Here is a 21960-nt window from a genome sequence, read left to right as displayed (position 1 = left end):
GTCCGAACCGCTCAAACTTCTTCCCACCAAAATCCGGTTTCCGCATCCGCATCAAACACCTGCCCGATCAGCGGCGTGAGCACCTGCAGGCCGCGCTCGATGGCCAGCGGGATGCTGCAGCACACGGGTTCGTCCCAATCGTGCATGGCCAGGCTGAAAGCGCCCCAGTGAATCGGCATCATGCGGCGCGCGCCCACGTCAATGGCGGCCTGTACGGTTTGCCCGGGGAACATGTGGTTGTCCAGCCAGCGGCGGTCGTATTGGCCGTTTTCCATAAAGACCAGGTCGAAACCGCCGAAATGCCGGCCGATGTCGGCGAAGTGGCTGGCGTAGGACGAATCGCCGCTAAAATAAAACCGCTGCCCTCCGCCTTCGACGGCCCAGCCTGCCCACAGCATACGGTTGTGGTCGGCAAGGTTGCGCGAACTGTCGTGGCGGGCGGGAGTGGCAGTGAATGTTACGCCGCCGACGGTATGGCTCTGATACCAATCCGCTGCCGAAATGTTTTCCGACTTCACGCCCCAGCGGCGCAGCAGCACTTCCATGCCCAGCGGCACCAGGAAATGCACCCCGCTATCTGCCACGCTGCGTACGAAGGCTTCTTCCAAATGGTCGTAGTGGTTGTGACTGTAGAGGATGATGTCGAGCGGCGGCAATTCGTGCGGCGCGGCGGGCGGCGGCTGGAAGCGGCGGAACATTTTGTTATTCGGCGCGGCGTTCATGCCGAACACGGGGTCGGTGAGGATGTTCAGCCCGGCCACGCGCATCAGCAGGGTGGAATGGCCAAACCAAACAAACTGTGCCTTTTGTTCGTCTTCAGGTAGCCTTTCCTGCCGCATGAAGGCGGCAAAATCAGGCTTGGCAAACGGCAGCGACTGCGCGGGAAAGCGGCCTTTGCGGCTGAGCATTTTGAACGCCCCGCCGAAATCCAGCGGCTGCAGCCGGCGTTTGGGCTCGGGGTTGAAAAAACGGCGGCGGATCGGGTCGTAGTGATTGCTGGCCGGATAGAGCGGATAACCGCCGTGCGGCCTACGCTTCATGGCCCTGCAAGGCGGCCACCACCTCTTCCATCTGCATAAACCGCGAACCTTTCACCAACACCGAAGCCTGCTCCGGCAATTCGTGCACCAGCACCTGCTGCAACGGGTCTTTGGCGGCAAACCACAGCCCGGCCGCACCGAAAGCTTCGGCGGCTTCCACGCTGAAATCGCCCACAAAATAGGCGGCTTCGATGCCCTTATCCTTCGCATAGCGGCCGATTTCGGCATGCAGGGCAGGGGCTTCGCCGTCGCCCAGTTCGCCCATATCGCCCATCACGAAAACGCGCGGCGCAGGCAGCCCGGCCAATACATCCAGCGCGGCCTTCATGCTGTCGGGATTGGCATTGTAGGTGTCGTCGATAATCGTGCTGCCTCGCAGGCCGGCCTTGCGTTGCAAACGGCCTTTGATATTGGCAAACCCGGCCAGCGCGGCGGCGCTGTCAGGTAGCCCCACACCGGCCTGCAAAGCCAGCGCAGCAGCGGCCACGGCATTGGCCACGTTGTGTTTGCCCGGCACCGGCAGCTCTACCGCCGCATGTTGGTCTTGCCACACCAAATCGAAGCGGCAGCCCAGGGGCAGCAGCTGGACGTTTTCGGCATGCACTTCGCCCTTGTCTACGCCGAATTCGATTTGGCGCAAATTCAGGGCGCGGCAGGCGGCGTGGAACACTTCGGCGTATTCGTCTTCCGCCGGAATCAGCGCCGTGCCACTTTCAGGTAGCCCGCGGTAGATTTCGCTTTTGGCGCGGGCAATATCGCCCACACCGTCGAAACCGCAGCCGATATGCGCGCGCAAGGCATTATTGACCAGCGCGGCATTGGGGCGGGCGATGCGGGTGAGCGCATCGAGCTCACCGAAGTGGTTCATGCCCATTTCGATAACGGCGTAGCGCTGCTGCGGCCGCAGGGCAAGCAGGGTGAGCGGCAGGCCGATGTGATTGTTGAAATTGCCGGCGGTAGCCAGCACGGCCGTTTCACCGAATTGGCGGCGCAGGATGGCAGCCAGCATTTCCTTCACCGTGGTTTTGCCGGAAGAACCGGTGATGCCGAGCACCAGCGGGCTTACCGCTTCGCGCCAAGCAGCAGCCAGGGTTTGTAGCGCCGCCAACGTATCGGCCACTTGCAGGCTACCTGAAAGCGCGGCACAGTCTTGGCGCGATACCAGTGCCAAAGCGCCCTGCTCCAACACGGCAGACACAAAATCATGGGCGTCGTGTTTATCGCCCACCAAAGCAACAAACAAATCAGTGCCGCGCTCATCGGCAGCGGCGGCTTGGCGGCTGTCGGTGATGACGCGGCGGATGGGGAGGTTGTGCTGCGGCACGGGCAGATTCAGGGCGCGGCAGACAAAAGCTAAATCGAGTGTGGGCATGGGCATTCCATTGAAAATATTACGGGGCGGCAGGCTACCTGAAAAGGTATTAACGCTTTCAGGTAGCCTGTAGCAAGCTCAAAAGGCTACCTGAACGCAGGGGTTCAACCAAATTCAAACCTTTCAGCCAGCCTCATCCAGCGCGGCTTCGGCGATTTCAAAATCGGAGAAATGGTGCTTCTCGCCCTGTACGTCCTGATAGGTTTCGTGGCCTTTGCCGGCAATCAGCACGATATCCTGCGGCGCGGCGCGGCGGATGGCGGTTTGGATGGCGATGCGGCGGTCGGCCTCCACCAGTTCGGGCTGCGGCACGGCGGGCAGGATGTCGGCGATGATGTCTTGCGGCTCTTCCATGCGCGGGTTGTCGCTGGTGATCACCACTTTATCTGCGCCCTGTGCGGCGGCGCTGCCCATCAGCGGGCGTTTGCCGCGGTCGCGGTTGCCGCCGCAGCCGAACACGCACCACAGGTTCGCGCCCTGCGGTTTGATTTCGCGCAGGGTGGCCAGCGCTTTTTCCAGCGCATCGGGCGTGTGGGCATAGTCCACCACCACCAGCGGGCAGCCTGCACGGCTGATGCAGTCCATACGGCCGGTGGCGGGGCGGATTTGTGCGAGCACATGCAACACGTCGGGCAGCGCATAGCCTTCGGCGCACAAAAGGCCGACGCAGGCGGCAAGGTTTTGCGCATTGAACCGTCCCAAAAGCCGACTGTGGATTTCGCCGCTGCCCCAGGGCGTATCGAAGGCTACCTGCATTCCTTGGGCGGAAGCGGTAAAGCGGGTGATGCGGATATCGGCTTGTTCATTGAAGCCGTAGCCGTACACATTCAGGCTTGGGCGGTCGGCACGCAGCCCGGCGGCCAGATCGCGGCCGAATTCGTCATCGGTATTGATGATGGCGTGCTGAAGGCTCTGCCAATAGAACAGTTTGGCCTTGCTGGCGCCATAGGCGGCCATGCTGCCGTGGTAATCGAGGTGGTCGCGGGTGAGGTTGGTGAAGATGGCGGAAGAGAAAGGCGTGCCAACCACGCGGTTTTGATCGAGGCCGTGGCTGGATACTTCCATCGCCACAGCTTTCGCGCCCTGCTGTTTGAATTGATGCAGCAGGGTTTGTACGCGCACCGGATTGGGTGTGGTGTGGGTGGTTTCTTCGAGCCGCCCCCAGAAGCCGTTGCCCACCGTGCCGATGATGGTGCAGGGCGTGCCGAGCAAATCGGCGGCTTGGGCAAGCCATTGCGAAATCGAAGTTTTGCCGTTGGTGCCGGTTGCCCCCCAGCAAGAAAGGCTACCTGAAAAATTGCCGTAGAGCTTGGCTGCCAGCAGGCCGGCGTTTTGCTTCAGGTGCGGCACGCCGAGATTGGCGATTTGCCACTCCGGCCGCCAGGCGAAACCGTCGCCGCTGTCCCAAAACACCATTGCCGCGCCATTGGCAATCGCGGCGGGAATATAGTTGCGGCCGTCGGCATATTCGCCCTGGCAGGCCACAAATACGTCGCCCGGCTGCACCAGACGGCTGTCCATACGCAAAATGCACCCCGCCGCCACATCGGGCGGCAGGGTACAGTTGTCGGGCAAGTCAAACTGTTTGTCCTTCAAGCAATACATGGTCGGCTCCAAGCACCGATTTATTTGGCAGCGACTTGCTGCACGGGTTTGGTGGGCGTTACGCCCAGAATATTCAGCGAACCGGCCATGATGTCTTTAAACACCGGCCCGGCCACCAAGCCGCCGTAATAGCCGTTTTGGGTGGGCTCGTCGATGTTCACCGCCACAATCACGCGCGGATGCTCGGCGGGAGCGAAACCAATGAAGGTGGCCATGTGTTTGTTGTCGGCATAACGGCCGCCCACCAGCTTGCGCGCGGTGCCGGTTTTCGCGCCCACGTTGAAGCCAGGCACGGCACCCTGCGTGCCGGTGCCGCCAGGCTCGGTAACAGACACCATCATACGGCGGATGGCGCGCGCAGTTTCAGGCTTAATAACCTGCTCGCCCTGAGGCGCGGCACTCTGGTGCAGGAAGCTCACCGGCAAAAGTTTGCCGTCGCTGGTGAAGATGGTATAGCTGTGTGCCAGCTGCAGCAGGCTCATCTGTAGGCCGTAACCGAACGACATGGTGGCCTGTTCGATGGGCCGCCAGTTGCGCCAGTCACGCACCAAGCCGGGCGATTCGCCGGGGAAGCCGGAGTGCATGCGGCGGCCGAAACCGACTGATTTATAAAAATCGTGCATCTCTTCTGGCTTAAACATGGCCGAAAGTTTGCTCACGCCCACGTTGGAAGATTTCTGCATGATGCCGCGCAGAGTGAGCGAAGGGTAATTGTGCGTATCGCGCACAGTGGCCGAACCGATATTATAAGTATTGGTGTTGAACACCATGTTTTCATTTACTTTGCCCGAATCCAAGGCTTTGGCGATCGGGAAGGGCTTCATGGCTGATCCAGGCTCGATCATATCGGTTACCGCGCGGTTGCGGCGCAGGGCGATGTCGGCACCGCCGGGCTGGTTCGGATCAAAATCCGGCAGGTTTACCAAAGCAAGAATTTCGCCGGTTTGCGCATCCAACACCACGGCAGTGCCGGCTTTGGCCTGATGGTAGGCAATAGCCTGCGCCAATTTGTCGTGCGCCAGCGATTGAATGCGCTGATCCAGAGAGAGCACCATATTGCGCCCGTCCACCGCATCTCGGTTGCGCGGCGAATCCAATTGATCCACATAATTGCCTTTGTTGTCGCGCAGCACCACGCGCGCGCCATCTTGGCCACGCAGATCGTCCTCACGCGAGAGCTCCAAACCTTCTTGGCCCTTGCCGTCGATATTGGTAAAACCGATAACGTGGGAGAACAAATTGCCCATCGGATATTGCCGTTTGGGCTCGATTTGGAAGGCCAATCCCTTGATTTTCAAAGCACGCACTTTGGCAGCAGTTTCCGCGCTCATCTGCCGTTTCAGAAACACGAAATCGCTATTGGTGCGCGCCAGGCGGTCGGCAATGGTTTCCACCGGCACTTCGATAATCTCGGAAAGCTGTTCCAGCTGCTCCTGGCTGGGCATTTTGTCCATGGCAGAAGGGATGGCATACAGCGAATCGGTGGGCGCGCTCAAGGCCAGCACTGCGCCGTTGCGGTCGGTAATCGTGCCGCGATTGGCCTGCTGCACCAAAGTGCGCACAAAACGCTTATTGCCCTCAGTTTGCAGGCGATCTTGCTCCACCGTATGCAAATGTACGCTCCAGCCCGCCGCTGAGGCGAAAGCCAAAGCAAAAACCAGCAAAACAAAGGCAATCCGACCATTGGTGCTCACCGGCTTCTTCTGTTTAACTGGCTTCTGCCACATCTGCGGCTTGTAATCGCTTTTAATCAGCATGGTATTTACTCTCTACGCTACCGCCCACACGGCAGCAAAACTGCTTATTTAATATTATTCAACTACTTTTATTAGCTTCATTCGCCTAGTTAATATTGCAGACGCACGATTTTGGTGTTCTGCATGGTGGGCGGCTGCAACTGCTGCTGCTGAGCCGCCTCTTTGATCAAACTATGGTTGGCCAACTTGGCCTGCTGCCACTGTAAACGGCGGTATTCCTCTTCCAAATCTGCCTGCCGCTGGTGCTCTTTTTCCAGCACAATAAACGATTCGCGCGAATTGTCCTGTACCGACACCACGCCCAAGGCGGAGAGCAGCACCAACACAAACAACATAATATTCAGCTTATTCATCTACAAACTCTCCCGCCGTCCGCTCGGCCACGCGCAACACAGCGGAGCGTGCACGCGGATTGGCTGCGGTTTCTGCTGCCGAAGCCCGCTGTGCCTTGCCGATTTCCCGCAAGGGCGGTTCGGGGCGTTCGCTTTCGCGCACCATTACCCACTTGGGCAGCGGCGCCGGACGGCTGTGGCGGCGGATAAACTGTTTCACTATCCGGTCTTCCAACGAATGGAAGGCAATCACTGCCAAACGCCCGCCGGTTTTCAGGTAGCCTGCGGCCTGCGGCAACACCGCGCTTATTTCTTCAAGCTCACGGTTGATGAAAATCCGAATGGCTTGAAACGTCCGTGTCGCCGGATCTTGGCCGCGTTCGCGAGTACGGACGGCTTGTGCCGCCAACTGCGCCAGCTGGCCGGTTGTAAGGATGGGGCGCTCTTGCCGCTGCTGCACAATGGCGCGCGCAATCTGGCTGTTAAACCGCTCTTCACCATAATCTCTGATTACCTCGCGAATCTCTTCTTCGCCGGCCTCGGCCAGCCATTGCGCGGCGGTTTGGCCGCGCGTGGTATCCATCCGCATATCCAGCGGCGCATCGTAGCGAAAGCTGAAGCCGCGTTCGGCATCGTCGATCTGCGGCGAAGACACGCCCAAATCAAACAACGCACCATCCACCGCTTCAATACCCAATTCTTTTAAGGCTACCTGAAAGCCGGCAAACCCACCGTGCACCACTTGCACGCGCTTGTCTGTTTCCGCCAGCTGCCGCGCCACGGCAATGGCCTGCGGGTCTTTATCAAACACCACCAGCCGGCCATTTGCACCCAGCTTCGACAGAATCAGGCGGGAATGCCCGCCGCGGCCGAAAGTACCGTCCACATACACGCCATCCGGCTTTACCGCCAAAGCGTCCACCGCCTCGTGCAGCAGCACGGTAACGTGTGCCAATTCCTGCGCGCTCATAGGCGGAACCCGGCTTTGTCGAGCTGTTCGGCCAATTCGTCCGGATCCATATCCAGCACCGCGTTCATATTGGCTTCCCAACGTTCGCGGTTCCACAGCTCCAGCCGGTCGGCACGACCCACCAGCGTTACTTCTTTATCAAATTGCACGCGGCGGCGCAGGCTCGGTGGCAGCAAAATTCTGCCTGAAGCATCCAAATCCAGCGTTTCGGCGTGGTTCAGCATCAAATCACGGAACATTCTGGCAACCGGATTGCCCGACACATTCATCGCCTGCAAATTTTCCGCCGTTTTCTGCCACTCCGCTTCCGGATACATCACCAGATGCGTACGTGCTTCTACAGTAACCACCAAAGACGGCGTGTAGTGGCGCGCGAGCAAGTCGCGGAACTTGGCCGGAATCGCCAAGCGCCCCTTGCTGTCGATGCTCAATTCATGTACGCCGCCAAACACTTTTTCCCACCTTCGATTGATTTTTGGAACTAAAAAGGCACTTTGCCCCACAATTCCCCACGAAGCGACACTATACGGCAAAGCAGCGGCATCGGTCAATTACAAACACAGTAAAAATCCACGATTAACAAACTGTTTTTACATAAGATAGTTAGTCTCAATCATCATGCCTGTCGTTTTCCACGCAACCCAAATTTTGCCTCCCAGCAGCAAGCCTTTATAATTGCGCACGTTTTCCAGATTATTCGCATAATTGCTCTATGAACAGCTCTATATGTCTGCCCCGGCCCCAAAGCCCTCGGCGCCTCACAAACACTGTGTGACCTGATACAACAACACATTCAGGCCAACCACGGCTTCCTGCCCTTTGCCGCCTTCATGTAGCTCGCGCTCTACCAGCCGCAATATGGCTACTACACCGGTGGCGCGCACAAAATCGGCGCCGTCGGCGACTTCATCACCGCCCCCGCGCTCACCCCGCTGTTCGGGCAGACCCTCGCCATCCAGCTTCAATCCCTGCTGCCGAAAACCGCCGGCAATATCTACGAATTCGGCGCAGGCACCGGCGAGCTTGCCACCCAGCTGATCGACAAGCTTTCAGGTAGCCTCCGGCACTACTACATCATTGAAGTTTCCCCCGATTTGGCCGAACGCCAACGCCGCCACCTTGCCGACGCCCTGCCCCAACACCAGCACCAAATCACATAGCTCACCGAACTGCCCGTAGAATTCGACAGCCTCGTCATCGGCAACGAAGTGCTCGATACTATGCCCTGGACATCGTGCGTTATCAAAGCGGCCAATGGCAACTGATGGGCGTGGGGCTGGATGCAAACCAACAATTCCAATGGCAAAGCGCCCCTACCCGAAAAACTCCTACTCTCCGCCTAAGAGCTGCTGCCCGCCATTGACTGCCACACCAGCGAACTGCACCTGCGCTAGAAAGCCTTTATCCGCACCCTCGCCCAACGCCTCACGCGCGGCGCCCTGCTCTTTATCGACTACGGCTTCGACGCCGCCCAGTATTACCATCCCCCCCCCAGCGCAGCGGCGGCACCCTCATAGGCCACTACCGCCACCACGCCGTGCACAACCCCTTCGAACACATCGGCCTCACCGACCTCACCTGCCACATCAACTTCACCGCTATCGCCGAAGCTGCCTGCCAAGCCGGGCTCGACCTCATCGGCTACACCACCCAGGCCGCCTTCCTGCTCAACCTCGGCCTCACCAACCTGCTTGCCGCCCAAGGCGAACCCGAAAGCGAAGCCTACATCCGCACCGCCGCCTGCCAAACCCTCCTTGCCCCGCAGGAAATGGGCGAGCTCTTCAAAGCCATCGCCTTCAGCCGAAATATCGACCCAGATTGGCAGGGCTTCGCCATCGGCGATTTGTGCCACAAGCTGTAGCTGTCGGTTTGGCGCCGGCACTTTCAGGTAGCCCCCAGCCCGCACCCTCCAACAACAAAACGCTTGCGGAGCATGATTCCGCAAGCGTTTTGTTTGTCTTGATGGTGTTACCGGAAGCCCGGAGGTTACCTGAAAGCCACAAGTACTCGGTTTTTCAGGTAGCCTTTGGGTGGAGTGTCGGATTCAAGAATCTGACCTACGGTTGTTGCCGCTGTTCGAGCCGGTGGAGTTTTTGGGCGATGAGGGCGTGGCGGTGCTTTGAAAACGGGCGGGAGTATTTTTCAAGCAGCCCGAAAATTTCCGGACGTGCCGAAAAACCGCCCTGCATATTCAAACCGGATTATCGGCCGTATAATGGTTTTCGGAAAAACCGAAATTACCAACCTCGTTAAAGAAGGAGCGTTTTCATGAAAAACGAATCAGCGGAAGTATTTAAAACTTATACGGAAGCCTTGGCAAAAGGCGATTTCGATGCCGTATTCGGAACCTTGGCCGACAATATCGTATGGCATATGGGCGGCGAAAGCCCGCTTTCGGGCGATGTTGCGGGAAAACAGGCATTGGGCAGACGCTTGGCCGAATTTTCGGAAAGAAGCAACGGAACATTCCGCGTGGTGACGAACTGGTTTGCAGGCAACGGCTGCTTTGTCGCCGCAAGCGTTGTCTCCCTAGCCGAAAAAGGAGCCGAAAAGCTAAACAATCCAGGTATCGATTTATTCAGAATAGAAAACGGGAAAATACAGGAAGTGTGGACTTTCTCCGAACGTCAGGCAGAAGAGGACAACTTCTGGAGTAAACCGTAAACCGCAAAAAGAAAAGAATGTATAAGGCAGCCTGAAAAGCACATAACGGCTTTTCAGGCTGCCTTTATTTGTTCAAACCGCCAAACTCAAAACATCGGCTTATACGTAGCCAGTCAATAAATGGTGCAGAGTCAGCCGGTGGAGAGGGCGTAGCCAATCCACCATTTGGTGGATCGCGGCGGGCTTTTCAGGCAGAACATGCCCACCAGCACATACAGCACCACCAAAATTCAGCTTCACGCCCAGCCAGTTTGCATTACCGAAAGGCACGTAGCGGGTAATGGTCATCGGCATCATGCCAGTGAAGAGCAGTAAGGTGTCGTCGTTGGCCTGTTGGATGTAGGGAAACAGGGAAGGCGGTAAGGCGGAAATACTCGGTTTGCGCTTTTTAGCCATCGGTTTCAGGTAGCCTTTGGGTTGGTAGATGTGTTGTGCTTTTCAATCGCTAGCAAATAAGGCGGGCGGTTGCGGCGGTTGATGAAGCCGTAGTGCAACACGGCAAACTGTTGTTGCGGTAAGGCGGCCGCCCATTCAGACACAGCCTGAGCTTCGAGCGCGCCCGCCTCGTGGCCGGGATAAAGCACCACAGCCAGCAGCCCGCCGAGGCGCAGGATGTGCACGGCTTGCGCCAAAGCGGAAAGGGTGCTGCCGGTTTCGGTGGTGAGCGCTTTGTTGCCGCCGGGCAGGTAGCCGCAGTTAAACACGATGCTGTGCACAGGCTCGTTTACATATTGCGTCAAATCGGCATGGCTCTCGGCAATCAGGCGCACTTGCCTTTCTTCTCCGGCTGCCTGTAAACGCACCTGCGTGGCAGCCAAAGCCTGCGGTTGGATATCGAAGGCATACACACGCCCGCCGCTGCCCACGCATTGCGCCAAAAACAGCGTGTCGTGTCCATTGCCGGCGGTAGCATCCACCGCAATGCCGCCTTCGGGCGTGGCTTGGGCGAGCAGGCGGTGGGCGAAAGGAAGGATGTTGTCGAGCATAGAATAAAACGGGATAGCCTGATGGTATGTAGGGAAATTCGCTGTAGCGGCACGGGCTTGGAGTATAATGCCCGCCATCTGCACACACTTTTTTGAAAGGAGCTCAGCATGGGTATTCCGGTTATTTCCCCGCAATACGCGCAATATCTGCTGGATTTTGAAACACTCATCCTGCAAAAGCAAGCCGAAATCGAGGCCTGGTTCCGTAGCCAGTGGAAACGGCACAAGCCGCCGTTTTACGGCTCGGTCGACATCCGCAACAGCGGCTACAAAATGGCCAGCATCGACATGAACCTCTTCCCCGGCGGCTTCAACAACCTAAACACCCAATTCAGCCCGCTGGCCGCTGCCGCCGCCACCGACGCGGTGGAACGCTACTGCGAAACGGCCAAATCCGTGCTGATCGTGCCGGAAAACCACACACGCAATACGTTTTACTTGGAAAACGTGTATGCCCTGAGCAATATCCTGCAACAGGCCGGCTTTGCCGTGCGCCTGGGCAGCCTGAACCCCGAAATCACCGAGCCGTCCGAATTCAAAACCGCGCTGGGGCACACCATTTTGCTCGAGCCCCTGCTGCGCACCCGCGAGCGCGTGCACCTAGCCGACGGCTTCTCACCCTGCCTCGTGTTGTTGAACAACGACCTCTCCGGCGGCGTGCCCGAAATCCTGCAAGGCATCCGCCACACCGTGCTGCCGCCCCTGCACGGCGGCTGGACCACGCGCCGCAAAACTGCCCACTTCGCCGCCTACAATCAAGTGGCCGCCGAATTTGCCGAGCTCATCGGCATCGATCAATGGCAGATTAATCCCTATTTCGAGAAAGTGTCCGGCCTCAACTTCCACGAACGCGAAGGCGAAGACGCCCTGGCCGCCGCCGTGGAACGCGTACTGGCCAAAATCCAGGCCAAATACGACGAAAAAGGTATTACTGATAAACCATTCGTGATCGTCAAAGCCGACGCCGGCACCTACGGCATGGGCGTGATGAGCGTGAAATCCGCCGATGAAGTGCGCGCGCTCAACCGCAAAAACCGCAACAAAATGGCCACCGTGAAAGAAGGCCTGGCCGTAACCGAAGTGATTGTTCAGGAAGGCATCTACACCTACGAAACCCTCAACGGCGCCGTGGCCGAGCCGGTGGTGTATATGATCGACCGCTTCGTGGTGGGTGGCTTCTTCCGCGTGCACGAAGGGCGCGGTGCCGACGAAAACCTCAACGCCAGCGGCATGCGCTTCGTGCCATTGAACCGCAACATGCCGCAAACCGACAGCAGCGGCGACGACCCGGAATTCCTTGCCGGCAGTAAGCGCGTATTCGAACAATGGCAAACCCTCGGCCTGCCCGACCGCAGCCAAGCCTGCGACTGTGCCAGCAACCGCCTGTATGTATACGGCGTGATGGCCAGGCTCTCGCTCTTGGCCGCATCGATTGAGTTGGATAATTATTGATGACACCAGCAAAGGCTACCTGAAACTTTAGCTGCGCAGAAACTCCGCTGGGTTTTAACTGCGTTAAAGCCCACGCTTTCAGGTAGCCTTTTTTACAGATATATAAATGGTACAGCTTATTGCCCACATAGAATTTCCATCTTTCAGGTAGCCTTTATCCAAACATAAATAGGCTACCTGAAATTTTCCCGCTTCCCGCCCTTGCACTATAATCTGCCATTTTTCAGGTAGCCCCAGCGCCGCCTCCTATTCCCGCCAAACCAAAGAAAGCCATCCATGAAAAAACGAGTCCTCACCGGCGTAACCACCACCGGCATCCCGCATTTAGGCAACTACGTCGGCGCCATCCGCCCCGCCATTGCCGCCGCAGCCGACCCCTCCGCCGAATCCTTCCTCTTTTTGGCCGACTACCACGGCATCATCAAATGCCACGACCCCGAAGTCATCCACGCCTCCACCCAGGCCGTGGCCGCCACCTGGCTCGCCTGCGGCCTTGACCCCGAGCGCACCACGTTTTACCGCCAAAGCGACATTCCCGAAGTACCCGAGCTCAACTGGATACTCACCTGCATCACCGCCAAAGGCCTGATGAACCGTGCCCATGCCTACAAAGCCGCCGTACAGGCCAACCTCGATGCCGGCCAAACCGACCAAGACCACGGCGTGGAAATGGGCCTCTACAGCTACCCCATCCTCATGAGCGCCGACATCCTCATGTTCAACGCCCACGAAGTGCCGGTAGGCCGCGACCAAATCCAGCACGTGGAAATGACCCGCGACATCGCCCAGCGTTTCAACCACCGCTTCAAAGAGCTGTTTGTGCTGCCCGAAGCCAAAGTGGACGACAACGTAGAACTCCTCGTCGGCCTCGACGGGCGCAAAATGAGCAAAAGCTACGGCAACACCATCCCGCTGTTTGAAAGCGAGAAAAAGCTGCAAAAAGCCGTAAACAAAATCATCACCAACCTGAAAGAGCCAGGCGAGCCGAAAACTCCCGACGAGAGCCCGCTGTTTGACATCTACAAAGCTTTCGCCACCCCCGCCGAAACCGCCGAATTTACCCAAATGCTCGCCGACGGCCTGGCCTGGGGCGAAGCCAAAAAACTGCTCGGCGCCAAGCTGAACGAAGAGCTTGCCCCCAAACGCGAACGCTTCCACGAGCTCACCGCCCAACCCGCACAAATCGAAGACATCCTGCAGGCCGGCGCTGCCAAAGCCCGCAAGCAAGCCCGCGAACTGCTCGACCAAGTGCGCGACGCCGTAGGCATCCGCCCGCTTCGTTGAGCGATACGGCTGTTTGGCAGACACTCAAAAGGCTACCTGAAAATTTCAGGTAGCCTGCTCATTTGTGGGGTGTAGGATGCGTGCGAAATGCACGCACGAGGCTTTGGAGTAACTGGTAACGGCATGCGCTCCTGCGGCATACACCTCATGCTGAAAGGCTACCTGAAAAATGAATTTCAGGTAGCCTTTTGCATTATGGCGGGTTCTAGCATTCAACCCAGTATTCCGTTCCACCTCACGTCAGCAGCAGTTGGCTCATTTCCGCCCAGGCTTGGTAGACTTCCGGCAGGTGTAGCGGCAAATCGCGGCTGAAGAAGTAGTTCATGCTGCCGAGAATGAGGGTGGCAAGCATGTCGGCTTGGTAGTCCCAATCTTTGCCGGGGGAAACGTTGGGCAGGGTATGGGCGAAGTGGAGGAATTGCTGCTTAATCAGCTTGTGCATATCGCGGTAGAGGTGGTGGCGGCGGGTATCCACTTTCCACAGGGCAAGAATCAGGCGGCGGCGACTGTGTACCCAGTCGGAGGCTTCGGGCATCATGTTGAGGAACACATCAAAACTGCCTGCTTGGAAACGGGTGAGGATATATCGGCTGTATTCGGCTTTGAAGTCGGCAATCATCTTGCCGGCCAGGTCGCTTTTGCCGGAGTAGTATTTGTAGAAAGTAGAGCGGTTTACCGGAGCGCGTTCAAGAATATCTTGCACGGCAATTTGAGCAAAGGGTTTTTCGTGCAGCAAATCCACAAAGGCTTCGCGGATGGCGCGGTGGGTTTTGATGATGCGGGGGTCGGTATAGCTTTTGTTTTCGCTCATGTTTGCGCTTCCATTTTGGGTCTCGGCCAAGGCATTTTGCGGTTTTACGTATGCTTAAGCAACTTTTTTACTAATTTCGTATGCTTAATAATACGCGGAATTGTTTTTTAATGGTATGCAGCCCTGTGCCGTAGACTTACACTTAAATCATTCTTATTTGCGAGGTATTCGTGATGAAACGCCTGCCCAAATCCCTGCTTCTCCTGCTGCCGCTTGCTGCGCTTGCCGGCATCGGCTTTTTTGCGTTCCGCCAATATTCCGCGCCCGATCCCCTGGCGGGTATCGCGCATGCCAACGGGCGGCTGGAGTTTGCCCGCATGGATGTGGCCAGCCTGTATGCCGGGCGGGTGGAGGAAATAACGGTGAGCGAAGGGCAATTCGTGGAAGCGGGCACGGTGTTGGCGCGGATTTCTTCGCAAACCGCCGAGGCGCAGCTTTCCGAAGCGCAGGCGGGCAAAGCGCAATTGGAGCAGACGGTGCGCCGCGCGCAGGCGCAAATCGAGGCGCAACGCCAGCAGCTGCGAACCGCGCAGATGGAGGCAGACAACGCCCGCCAGCTGTTCCGCGACAATTTAATCTCGCAGGCCGAACTCAACACCCGCTTGGCGCAGCGCGATGCGGCGCGGGCGGCGGTGCAGGCGGCAGAAGCGGCGCGCAACGAAGCGCAGGCCGGTGTGGGGCAGGCGCGGGCGAAAATGGCGCAGGTGTCTTCCGTTATCGGCGATTTGTCGGTGCGCGCACCGCAGGCCGGGCGGGTGGAATACCGGCTGGCCGAGCCGGGCAACGTGCTGCCGGCCGGCGGCAAAGTGGTGAGCCTGTTGAACCTGAACGACGCGAGCATCAGCCTGTTCCTGCCCGCGCCCACGGTAAACCAAATCCCGTTGGGCAGCGAAGCGCGGATTAAGATGGACGGGCTGGATGCGGTGTTCCCCGCCAAAGTTACCTATATCGCCTCAGAGGCGCAGTTCACGCCCAAATTTGTGGAAACCGCCGAAGAGCGCACCAAGCTGATGTTTCGGGTGAAATTGCAGATTCCTGCCGATGTGGCGGCCAAATACCAAGGCTACCTGAAAGGCGGCATGACGGCCACCGGCTTCGTGCGCACCGATTCCAAGCTCGCCTGGCCGGCCGATTTGCAAACCCGCCTGCCGCAGTAGGATGCAGCTATGCCGAACGCCATCGAAATCAGCCAACTCTCGCACGCCTACGGCAAAGTGCAGGCCTTGCGTGGCGTGTCGCTTGCTATCGGCCGCGGTGCCACCGTCGGCTTGATCGGCCCCGACGGCGTGGGCAAATCCACCCTGCTCTCGCTGATTGCCGGTGTGCGCACGCTCCAGAGCGGCGAAGTGCGCGTGCTCGGGCACAATGTGGCGCACAAGGCCGAGCGCGAAGCGCTGCTGCCGCGCATTGCCTTTATGCCGCAAGGCCTGGGCAAAAACCTCTACCCGACGCTTTCGGTGTATGAAAACATCGATTTCCACGCCCGCCTGTTCGGCCTGAACAAATACCAGCGCAAGCAACACATCAAGCGCCTGATGCAGTCCACTGGCCTGGCGCCTTTTGCCGACCGCGCCGCCGGCAAGCTTTCCGGCGGCATGAAGCAGAAACTCAGCCTGTGCTGCGCCCTGGTGCACAACCCCGACCTGCTGATTCTGGACGAACCCACCACCGGCGTCGACCCGCTTTCCCGCCGCCAATTCTGGACACTGGTGCGCGAATTGCGCGCCGAAAATCCCGGCATGACTGTGCTGGTGGCCACCGCCTACATCGACGAAGCCGAGCAGTTCGAGCAGCTGCTGGCCATGGACGACGGCCGAATCCTCGCCCACGGCCGCACGCAGGAAATCCTCGCGCAAAGCGGCTGCGCCACGCTGGAGCAGGCCTATATCAAAATGCTGCCCGAAGGCAAGCAAACTCATTGGGACGACTCCCAACTGCCGCCCTTCATCCCCGATGATTCCCTGCCGCCCGCGATGGAGGCACATAACCTGAGCAAACGCTTCGGCAACTTCACGGCGGTAAACCACGTAAGCTTCCGCATCCGCCAAGGTGAAATTTTCGGCTTCCTCGGCTCCAACGGCTGCGGCAAAAGCACCACCATGAAAATGCTCACCGGCCTCTTGGACGCCAGCGAAGGCGAGGCCACACTCTTGGGCGAGCCAATCGACGCAGGCAGCACCGCCGTGCGCCAGCGCGTGGGCTATATGTCGCAGGCGTTTTCGCTGTACGAAGAGCTGAGCGTGCGGCAAAACCTGGTGCTGCACGCAAGGCTGTACCGGCTGGGCGAAAAGAGCAACGCCGCCATCGAAGCCGTGCTGCGCCAATTCGAACTGGCCGATTTGGCCGACGCCACCCCCGCCGCCCTGCCCTTGGGCGTGCGCCAGCGCCTGCAACTGGCCGCCGCCTGCCTACACCGCCCGCAGGTGCTGATTTTGGACGAGCCCACCTCCGGCGTCGACCCCGCCGCGCGCGATATGTTTTGGCAATACCTGTTCCGCATGGCGCGGGAAGAGCGCGTAACCATTTTCGTCTCCACCCACTTCATGAACGAAGCCGCCCGCTGCGACCGCATCTCGCTGATGCACCGCGGCCGCGTGCTGGCCGTGGGCGAACCGGAAGAACTGCGCCGCCGCCAACACGCCGATACGCTGGAAGAAGCGTTTATCCGCTATTTGGAGCAAGACGAAGCCGCCGAAGCGGCGGAAAGGCTACCTGAAACTCAAAGGCTACCTGAAACCAACGGGCTACCTGAAAATCAAAGGCTACCTGAAACCCATGCCGCCCCGTCCGGCCTGCTCTATTGGCTTTCCGCCGTATTCACCTTCGCCCGCCGCGAAGGCAAAGAACTGCTGCGCGACCGCATCCGCCTGATGTTTGCCCTGCTGGGCCCTTTGGTGTATCTGATTTCAGGTAGCCTCGGCGTATCGTTCGACGTAAACGAAATGGATTTCGCCGTGCTCGACCAAGACCAAAGCCACTACAGCCGCGAGCTAACGCAGGAATTCGACAGCTCGTCCTACTTCCGCCAACGGGCCAGCCTCGCCGCCCGCGACGACATCAACGCCGTGCTCACCAACGGCAGCGCGCGCATGGTGATTGAAATCCCGCCCGGCTTCGGCAAAGACCTCACCCTCGGCCGCCGCCCGCAGCTGGCTTTCTATTTCGACGGCTCGTGGCCGTTTGTGGGCGAAAACCTCAGCGGCTACGCCCAAGGCATCCTCAACCGCTATATGGCCGAGCTCTACCGCGAACGCGGCATCCGCATCGACACCGGCGGCGGCCTGCAAACCCGCTTCATCTACAACCCCACCTTCAAAAGCATCAACGCGCTCACGCCGGGCTTTTTAATGCTTTCGCTGATGATGATTCCCGCCATGCTCACTGCCCTATCCGTGGTGCGCGAAAAAGAAATCGGCTCCATCATGAACCTCTACAGTTCGCCCGCCTCCACCTTCCAATACCTTTTCGGCAAGCAGCTGCCCTATGTGCTGCTCTCGTTCTTGAGCTACCTGATCCTGCTCGGCGTGGTGGTGTTCGGGCTGGGCGTGCCGCTGAAAGGCTCGTTTATCGCGCTCACCGCGGGCGTGCTGTGTTTCGTGTTCGCCTCCACCGGCTTCGGGCTGTTGGTGTCCACCTTTGTGCGCACGCAGGTGGCGGCCATTTTCGCGGCAGCGATTCTGGCCATGATTCCGGCACTGGATTTCTCCGGCATGATTTATCCGGCATCCACCTTGAGCGGCGCCGGCAAATGGATCGGCATTTTCAGCCCCACCAGCTGGTTTCAAACCATCAGCCTGGGCGTTATTACCAAAGGCCTGGGCTGGCGTGATGTGGATACGCTGTGCGGCACGCTGTTGCTGTTTTTCGCCGCCTATTGGCTCGCTGCCGGGCTGCTTTTGAAAAAGCAGGAGAAATGATATGCGCCAATGGATAAGCAACGTTTGGTATCTGGGCGGCAAGGAAATCCGCAGCTTCTTCACCGATTACGCGCTGTTTGCGCTGTTGGTGTTCATGTTCACCTTTTCCGTGTATTCCGTGTCGCAAAACGTCACCACCGAAGTGAAAAACGCCGCGCTGGCCGTCTACGATCAAGACCGCAGTGCGCTCACCTACCGCATCCGCGACGCCATGATCGCCCCGCAGTTCAAACAGGTGGACGACATCGACGGCAGCCGTATCGACCGCGCCATGGATTTGGGCGAATACAGCTTCGTGCTGGTTATCCCGCCCAACTACACCGCCGACCTCCTGGCCGGCAAACGCCCCGAGCTGCAATTATTGGTGGACGCCACCGCCATGTCGCAGGCCGGCGTGGGCTCGGTGTATATCGGCCAAATCGTGAACCGCGAAACGGCGGCCTATCTGGGGCGGCACGGCAACGCCGCGCCCTTCGAGCCGGTGGTGAACGTGCTGTTCAACGAAAACCTGCGCAGCGAATGGTTTATGCCGCTCAACCAGCTAGTGGGCAACGCCACCTTGCTCACCATCCTGCTGGTGGGTGCGGCCGTAATCCGCGAGCGCGAACACGGCACGATTGAGCATTTGTTGGTGATGCCGGTGGACGCGAACGAAATCGTGATGGCCAAAATCCTAGCCAACGGCCTGATTATCCTGGTTTCCTCTCTGCTCTCGCTGCTCTTGGTGGTACACCGCGCCGTGGGCGTGCCGATTAACGGCTCGTTGGCGCTGTTCGTGTTCTGCGAGGCCGTGTATCTGTTTGCCATGGCCGGGCTCGGCGTGCTGCTCGCCACCCAGGCGCCCACCATGCCGCAGTTCAGCCTGCTGTGCATCATCGTGTATATCGCCGTATTCCTGCTCTCCGGCAGCACCTCACCCATCGAAAACCTGCCGCCCTGGCTGCGCAGCCTTTCCGAGCTCTCGCCGATGACCCAATTCACCGCCCTCTCCAAAGATATCATTTTCCGGGGCGCCGGCTGGAGCGTAATCCGCCACCGCGTAGCCATCACCGCCGTATCCGGCATCCTCTTCACTGCCCTCGCCGTGGTGCGCTTCCGCCGGATGCTGGCACAGCAGAATTAAAAAAGGCTACCTGAAAAAAGAAAACGGGTTTTCAGGTAGCCCAAACGGCAGACTGCCCAAGAATCATGCCCGTTCAGCCGAAAGGCTACCTGAAAACGGTACCTACCTTTTCAGGCAGCCCCAAATAACCCAAAAGGCTACCTGAAAAACACCCGTATCTTTTCAGGTAGCCCCCACCCAAGGAAACCGCCATGCCCAAACTCCTCCCCATCGCCCTCGCCCTCCTCCTCACCGCCTGCACCGCCACCCAAATTAACCGCCAATCCAGCATCACGCTACCTGAAAACTTCCAACACACCGGCCAGGCCGATTCCGCACCCAACCTGGCCCGCTGGTGGCAGCAATGGCCCGACCCCCAGCTTGGCCGCCTCATCGAACAAGGCCTGCAACACAACCACAGCATCGCCATCGCCCGCAGCCGGCTCGAAGAAGCCCGCGCCACCTCCCGCCTGACCGAAGCCGACCTCCTGCCCAGCGCCGGCCTCGCCGCCGATGCCAAAGGCTACCGCAACCACCGCCGCGACCCCTACCTCGGCAACGGCGGCAACCTCACCTCCGCCAGCTTCCGCGCCGCCTGGGAGCCCGACATCTTCGGCCAGAAACGCAGCGATGCCGATGCCGCCCGCGCCGCCGCCCTCGGCAGCCAAGAGCAGCTCCACGGCAGCCGCCTGCTCGTCTCCGCCCAAATCGCCGAACACTACCTGCGCGCCGCCCACATCCAGCAGCAGCAAACCCTCGTTTCCCAACAGCTCGCCACCCTGCACGAACTGGCACGCTACGCCGCCGGCCGCTTCAACGCCGGCCACGCCACCGCCCACGACACCACAGCCATTGCCGCCCAAATCCAAGCCCTGCAATCCCGCCAAAGCACCCTCCAAGCCCAATTCGACGCCCAGCAGCGCAGCATCGCCGTACTTATCGGCCAAACCCCGCAAACCTTCCTCCTCGACAGCAACGCCATGCGCCAAGCCGCCCTGCTGCAACACCTGCCCAGCCCGCCGCAAGGCATCCGGCCCGGCAGCCTCCTCAACCAACGCCCCGACCTGCGCGCCCGCGCCGCCGAAATCCAAGCCCGAAGCGCCCAGCTCGCCAGCGCCAAAGCCGACCTCCTCCCCCGCTTCAACATCCAATTCCTCTGGCAAACCGGCCGCATCGAGCTCAACAGCGACCTCGCCCCCTTCAACCGCGCCCGCAGCGGCAACGGCGGCCTCTTCAGCATCGGCGTACAACTCCCCCTCTTTACCGCCGGCCGCATCCGCGCCAACATCCAAGCCGCCGACGCCCGCCTGCAAACCGCCCTGCTGCAATACGACCAAACCCTGCTGCAAGCCCTAGCCGACGTAGACAACGCCTACCAGGCCCAACACGCCCTCAACACCCAGCAGCAAGAATTGCAGCAGGCCGAACGCACCGCGCAGCAGCAAGTGCGCAACGACCGCCAGCACTTCCGCTACGGCCGCAAAACCCTCGACACCGCCCTGCAATCCCAGCTCAGCGCCCACGGCTTCAGCCAAAACCTGCTCGACAACCAACTCGCCTCCGGCCTCAACCTGCTCAACCTCTACAAAGCCATCGGCAACGGCTGGCAGGAGGAAGCCACCAAGCCCGAAGCAGCCGAAGCGGCAGCTAAATAGTAAAATAGGCTACCTAAAAATTTCAGGTAGCCTTACATTCAGCCCGCAGCGCAGCTTGGCATCCATACCGATTCAACCGCCCTGCTGCAAAAACACAATCCAGCCTAAACCCATGCCCATCCAATCCCAAATCCGCCACACCTTCCCCGCCAATATCCAAACCGTATGGAACACGGTTACCTCACTCACTGACTACGCTTGGCGCAGCGACGTGCAGAAAATCGAGCAGCTCAACGCCACCCAATTTCGCGAATACAGCCCATCCGGCATCAGCACCCTGTTTACCGTTACCCAATCCCAACCGCCGAACCTATGGGCATTCGACATGGAAAACGACACCTTCTCCGGCCACTGGGTTGGGCGCTTCACCACACTGAACAACGGCCACACCGAGCTTAACTTCACAGAATCCGTTACCCTGAAAAAATGGCTGCCGCGCTGGTTGGTGCAATTCTATCTACGCCGACAACAACGCCGATACTGCCGAGATTTATGCCGCAAACTGCAGCAACCACCATCTGAAATCTAAAACAGGCTACCTGAAACTTTTCAGGTAGCCTGTTTCTATTCCACCAATGCCGTCTAACGCTCCTCCAGCCCGGCCAAAATCGCACAATCCGGGCAATCGTCTCCCGCGCAGGCGTCGTGCCAGCGTTGCAGCTCGGCCACCATACCCTGCAAGCGTTCGATTTTGGCTTCCAGCTCGGCAATGTGCCGCGCGGTAAGCGTTTTCACTTCGCGGCTGGTGCGCCGCGGGTTGTGTTGCAGGCTCAAAAGCTGCCCGATCTGCAGCAGCGAAAAGCCCACTTCCCGCGCATGACGGATAAAGCGCAGCCGGGCAAGGTCGGCTTGGCCGTAGCGGCGGTAGCCCGCTTTGCTGCGCGCAGCCGGGGCAAACAGGCCTGCTTTTTCGTAGTCGCGGATTTGCTTGGCAGAAAGGCCGCTCTCGGCAGCGGCTTGGCTGATGTTCATCATGATGTTTGACTTTAACTCTGCGTTAAGGTTTATAGTGG

Annotated in this window: 20 protein-coding genes and 1 pseudogene; 9 read left to right on the top strand and 12 right to left on the bottom strand. The window is 59.1% G+C overall.

The window, feature by feature from the left end; genetic code table 11:
* Positions 1–11: 11 nt before the first annotated feature.
* The 8 genes from EZJ17_RS01520 to EZJ17_RS10925 form a co-directional block, all read right to left on the bottom strand.
* On the bottom strand, positions 12–1040 hold the full coding sequence (locus EZJ17_RS01520) for an MBL fold metallo-hydrolase (protein WP_151086000.1): 1029 nt from the start codon (positions 1038–1040) through the stop codon (positions 12–14).
* Complete coding sequence (locus EZJ17_RS01515) at positions 1030–2412, bottom strand: UDP-N-acetylmuramoyl-tripeptide--D-alanyl-D-alanine ligase (protein ID WP_067444229.1); 1383 nt, start codon at positions 2410–2412, stop codon at positions 1030–1032. Before EZJ17_RS01515 ends, EZJ17_RS01520 begins: the two co-directional genes overlap by 11 nt.
* A gap of 123 nt (positions 2413–2535) precedes the next feature.
* Positions 2536–4017 (bottom strand): UDP-N-acetylmuramoyl-L-alanyl-D-glutamate--2,6-diaminopimelate ligase, encoded by a 1482-nt coding sequence (locus tag EZJ17_RS01510; RefSeq protein ID WP_067444177.1) that lies wholly within the window; start codon positions 4015–4017, stop codon positions 2536–2538.
* A gap of 20 nt (positions 4018–4037) precedes the next feature.
* On the bottom strand, positions 4038–5774 hold the full coding sequence (locus tag EZJ17_RS01505; protein WP_067444175.1) for a peptidoglycan D,D-transpeptidase FtsI family protein: 1737 nt from the start codon (positions 5772–5774) through the stop codon (positions 4038–4040).
* 89 nt (positions 5775–5863) lie between these two features.
* Positions 5864–6127, bottom strand: coding sequence for a cell division protein FtsL (gene ftsL, locus EZJ17_RS01500; RefSeq protein WP_067440461.1), 264 nt, complete (start codon positions 6125–6127; stop codon positions 5864–5866).
* On the bottom strand, positions 6120–7076 hold the full coding sequence (rsmH, locus tag EZJ17_RS01495; RefSeq protein ID WP_151085999.1) for a 16S rRNA (cytosine(1402)-N(4))-methyltransferase RsmH: 957 nt from the start codon (positions 7074–7076) through the stop codon (positions 6120–6122). The genes ftsL and rsmH overlap by 8 nt, the downstream gene beginning before the upstream one ends.
* Entirely contained in the window at positions 7073–7528 is a 456-nt protein-coding gene (mraZ, locus tag EZJ17_RS01490; protein ID WP_067440455.1) for a division/cell wall cluster transcriptional repressor MraZ, read from the bottom strand. Before mraZ ends, rsmH begins: the two co-directional genes overlap by 4 nt.
* Before the next feature lie 306 nt (positions 7529–7834).
* Entirely contained in the window at positions 7835–8041 is a 207-nt protein-coding gene (locus EZJ17_RS10925) for a hypothetical protein (protein WP_231868137.1), read from the bottom strand.
* Here EZJ17_RS10925 and EZJ17_RS01485 point away from each other — a divergent pair.
* Both EZJ17_RS01485 and EZJ17_RS01480 read left to right on the top strand, forming a co-directional pair.
* Positions 7964–8937 (top strand): annotated as a pseudogene (locus EZJ17_RS01485) (class I SAM-dependent methyltransferase). The gene EZJ17_RS10925 and the pseudogene EZJ17_RS01485 overlap by 78 nt on opposite strands.
* 407 nt (positions 8938–9344) lie before the next feature.
* On the top strand, positions 9345–9740 hold the full coding sequence (locus tag EZJ17_RS01480; protein WP_067440452.1) for a nuclear transport factor 2 family protein: 396 nt from the start codon (positions 9345–9347) through the stop codon (positions 9738–9740).
* Between the two features lie 99 nt (positions 9741–9839).
* Here the strand turns inward: EZJ17_RS01480 and EZJ17_RS01475 are convergent, their stop codons facing one another.
* Together EZJ17_RS01475 and mnmM are read right to left on the bottom strand one after the other, a co-directional pair.
* Positions 9840–10136, bottom strand: a complete 297-nt coding sequence (locus EZJ17_RS01475) for a hypothetical protein (RefSeq protein ID WP_205748063.1) — start codon at positions 10134–10136, stop codon at positions 9840–9842.
* 5 nt (positions 10137–10141) lie between these two features.
* The gene (gene mnmM / locus EZJ17_RS01470) at positions 10142–10726 is read right to left on the bottom strand and encodes a tRNA 5-(aminomethyl)-2-thiouridylate-methyltransferase MnmM (RefSeq protein WP_067440446.1); all 585 of its coding nucleotides are present in this window, start codon (positions 10724–10726) and stop codon (positions 10142–10144) included.
* A 108-nt stretch (positions 10727–10834) separates the two neighbouring features.
* Here mnmM and gshA point away from each other — a divergent pair, with 108 nt between their 5' ends.
* Both gshA and trpS read left to right on the top strand, forming a co-directional pair.
* Complete coding sequence (gshA, locus tag EZJ17_RS01465; protein ID WP_067440443.1) at positions 10835–12178, top strand: glutamate--cysteine ligase; 1344 nt, start codon at positions 10835–10837, stop codon at positions 12176–12178.
* A gap of 276 nt (positions 12179–12454) precedes the next feature.
* Positions 12455–13462 (top strand): tryptophan--tRNA ligase, encoded by a 1008-nt coding sequence (gene trpS / locus EZJ17_RS01460; protein ID WP_067444171.1) that lies wholly within the window; start codon positions 12455–12457, stop codon positions 13460–13462.
* Between the two features lie 235 nt (positions 13463–13697).
* On the opposite strand, the gene EZJ17_RS01455 is transcribed toward trpS, so the two are convergent.
* On the bottom strand, positions 13698–14273 hold the full coding sequence (locus EZJ17_RS01455) for a TetR/AcrR family transcriptional regulator (protein ID WP_067444170.1): 576 nt from the start codon (positions 14271–14273) through the stop codon (positions 13698–13700).
* A 173-nt stretch (positions 14274–14446) separates the two neighbouring features.
* Between EZJ17_RS01455 and EZJ17_RS01450 the strand changes: the two genes are divergently transcribed.
* The 5 genes from EZJ17_RS01450 (at position 14447) to EZJ17_RS01430 (ending at position 21476) form a co-directional block, all read left to right on the top strand.
* Entirely contained in the window at positions 14447–15430 is a 984-nt protein-coding gene (locus EZJ17_RS01450; RefSeq protein WP_023887001.1) for an HlyD family secretion protein, read from the top strand.
* 9 nt (positions 15431–15439) lie between these two features.
* A complete protein-coding gene (gene rbbA / locus EZJ17_RS01445; protein ID WP_151085997.1) occupies positions 15440–18190 on the top strand; it encodes a ribosome-associated ATPase/putative transporter RbbA in 2751 nt (916 codons plus the stop codon).
* Position 18191: 1 nt separating this feature from the next.
* Positions 18192–19313, top strand: coding sequence for an ABC transporter permease (locus EZJ17_RS01440; RefSeq protein ID WP_067440429.1), 1122 nt, complete (start codon positions 18192–18194; stop codon positions 19311–19313).
* A 191-nt stretch (positions 19314–19504) separates the two neighbouring features.
* Positions 19505–20947: an efflux transporter outer membrane subunit gene (locus tag EZJ17_RS01435; RefSeq protein WP_067444166.1), complete on the top strand. Its 1443-nt coding sequence runs from the start codon at positions 19505–19507 to the stop codon at positions 20945–20947.
* A gap of 112 nt (positions 20948–21059) precedes the next feature.
* Positions 21060–21476, top strand: a complete 417-nt coding sequence (locus EZJ17_RS01430) for a polyketide cyclase (RefSeq protein WP_067440423.1) — start codon at positions 21060–21062, stop codon at positions 21474–21476.
* A 53-nt stretch (positions 21477–21529) separates the two neighbouring features.
* On the opposite strand, the gene cueR is transcribed toward EZJ17_RS01430, so the two are convergent.
* The gene (gene cueR, locus EZJ17_RS01425) at positions 21530–21922 is read right to left on the bottom strand and encodes a Cu(I)-responsive transcriptional regulator (RefSeq protein ID WP_151085994.1); all 393 of its coding nucleotides are present in this window, start codon (positions 21920–21922) and stop codon (positions 21530–21532) included.
* Positions 21923–21960 lie beyond the last annotated feature (38 nt).

This window comes from Eikenella exigua, assembly GCF_008805035.1.
In the GTDB taxonomy this organism is placed as follows: domain Bacteria; phylum Pseudomonadota; class Gammaproteobacteria; order Burkholderiales; family Neisseriaceae; genus Eikenella; species Eikenella exigua.
This window is presented reverse-complemented; position numbering and strand designations above follow the sequence as displayed.

Excerpts from the sequence above, each read along its gene's own strand:
- EZJ17_RS01480 (WP_067440452.1), top strand. The coding sequence starts at position 9,345 with ATGAAAAACGAATCAGCGGAAGTATTTAAAACTTATACGGAAGCCTTG.
- rbbA (WP_151085997.1), top strand. The coding sequence starts at position 15,440 with ATGCCGAACGCCATCGAAATCAGCCAACTCTCGCACGCCTACGGCAAA.
- gshA (WP_067440443.1), top strand. The coding sequence starts at position 10,835 with ATGGGTATTCCGGTTATTTCCCCGCAATACGCGCAATATCTGCTGGAT.
- EZJ17_RS01455 (WP_067444170.1), bottom strand. The coding sequence starts at position 14,273 with ATGAGCGAAAACAAAAGCTATACCGACCCCCGCATCATCAAAACCCAC.
- EZJ17_RS01515 (WP_067444229.1), bottom strand. The coding sequence starts at position 2,412 with ATGCCCACACTCGATTTAGCTTTTGTCTGCCGCGCCCTGAATCTGCCC.
- mnmM (WP_067440446.1), bottom strand. The coding sequence starts at position 10,726 with ATGCTCGACAACATCCTTCCTTTCGCCCACCGCCTGCTCGCCCAAGCC.
- ftsL (WP_067440461.1), bottom strand. The coding sequence starts at position 6,127 with ATGAATAAGCTGAATATTATGTTGTTTGTGTTGGTGCTGCTCTCCGCC.
- EZJ17_RS01505 (WP_067444175.1), bottom strand. The coding sequence starts at position 5,774 with ATGCTGATTAAAAGCGATTACAAGCCGCAGATGTGGCAGAAGCCAGTT.
- rsmH (WP_151085999.1), bottom strand. The coding sequence starts at position 7,076 with ATGAGCGCGCAGGAATTGGCACACGTTACCGTGCTGCTGCACGAGGCG.
- EZJ17_RS01430 (WP_067440423.1), top strand. The coding sequence starts at position 21,060 with ATGCCCATCCAATCCCAAATCCGCCACACCTTCCCCGCCAATATCCAA.
- cueR (WP_151085994.1), bottom strand. The coding sequence starts at position 21,922 with ATGATGAACATCAGCCAAGCCGCTGCCGAGAGCGGCCTTTCTGCCAAG.
- EZJ17_RS01510 (WP_067444177.1), bottom strand. The coding sequence starts at position 4,017 with ATGTATTGCTTGAAGGACAAACAGTTTGACTTGCCCGACAACTGTACC.
- EZJ17_RS01450 (WP_023887001.1), top strand. The coding sequence starts at position 14,447 with ATGAAACGCCTGCCCAAATCCCTGCTTCTCCTGCTGCCGCTTGCTGCG.
- EZJ17_RS01435 (WP_067444166.1), top strand. The coding sequence starts at position 19,505 with ATGCCCAAACTCCTCCCCATCGCCCTCGCCCTCCTCCTCACCGCCTGC.
- EZJ17_RS01440 (WP_067440429.1), top strand. The coding sequence starts at position 18,192 with ATGCGCCAATGGATAAGCAACGTTTGGTATCTGGGCGGCAAGGAAATC.
- EZJ17_RS01520 (WP_151086000.1), bottom strand. The coding sequence starts at position 1,040 with ATGAAGCGTAGGCCGCACGGCGGTTATCCGCTCTATCCGGCCAGCAAT.
- trpS (WP_067444171.1), top strand. The coding sequence starts at position 12,455 with ATGAAAAAACGAGTCCTCACCGGCGTAACCACCACCGGCATCCCGCAT.
- EZJ17_RS01475 (WP_205748063.1), bottom strand. The coding sequence starts at position 10,136 with ATGGCTAAAAAGCGCAAACCGAGTATTTCCGCCTTACCGCCTTCCCTG.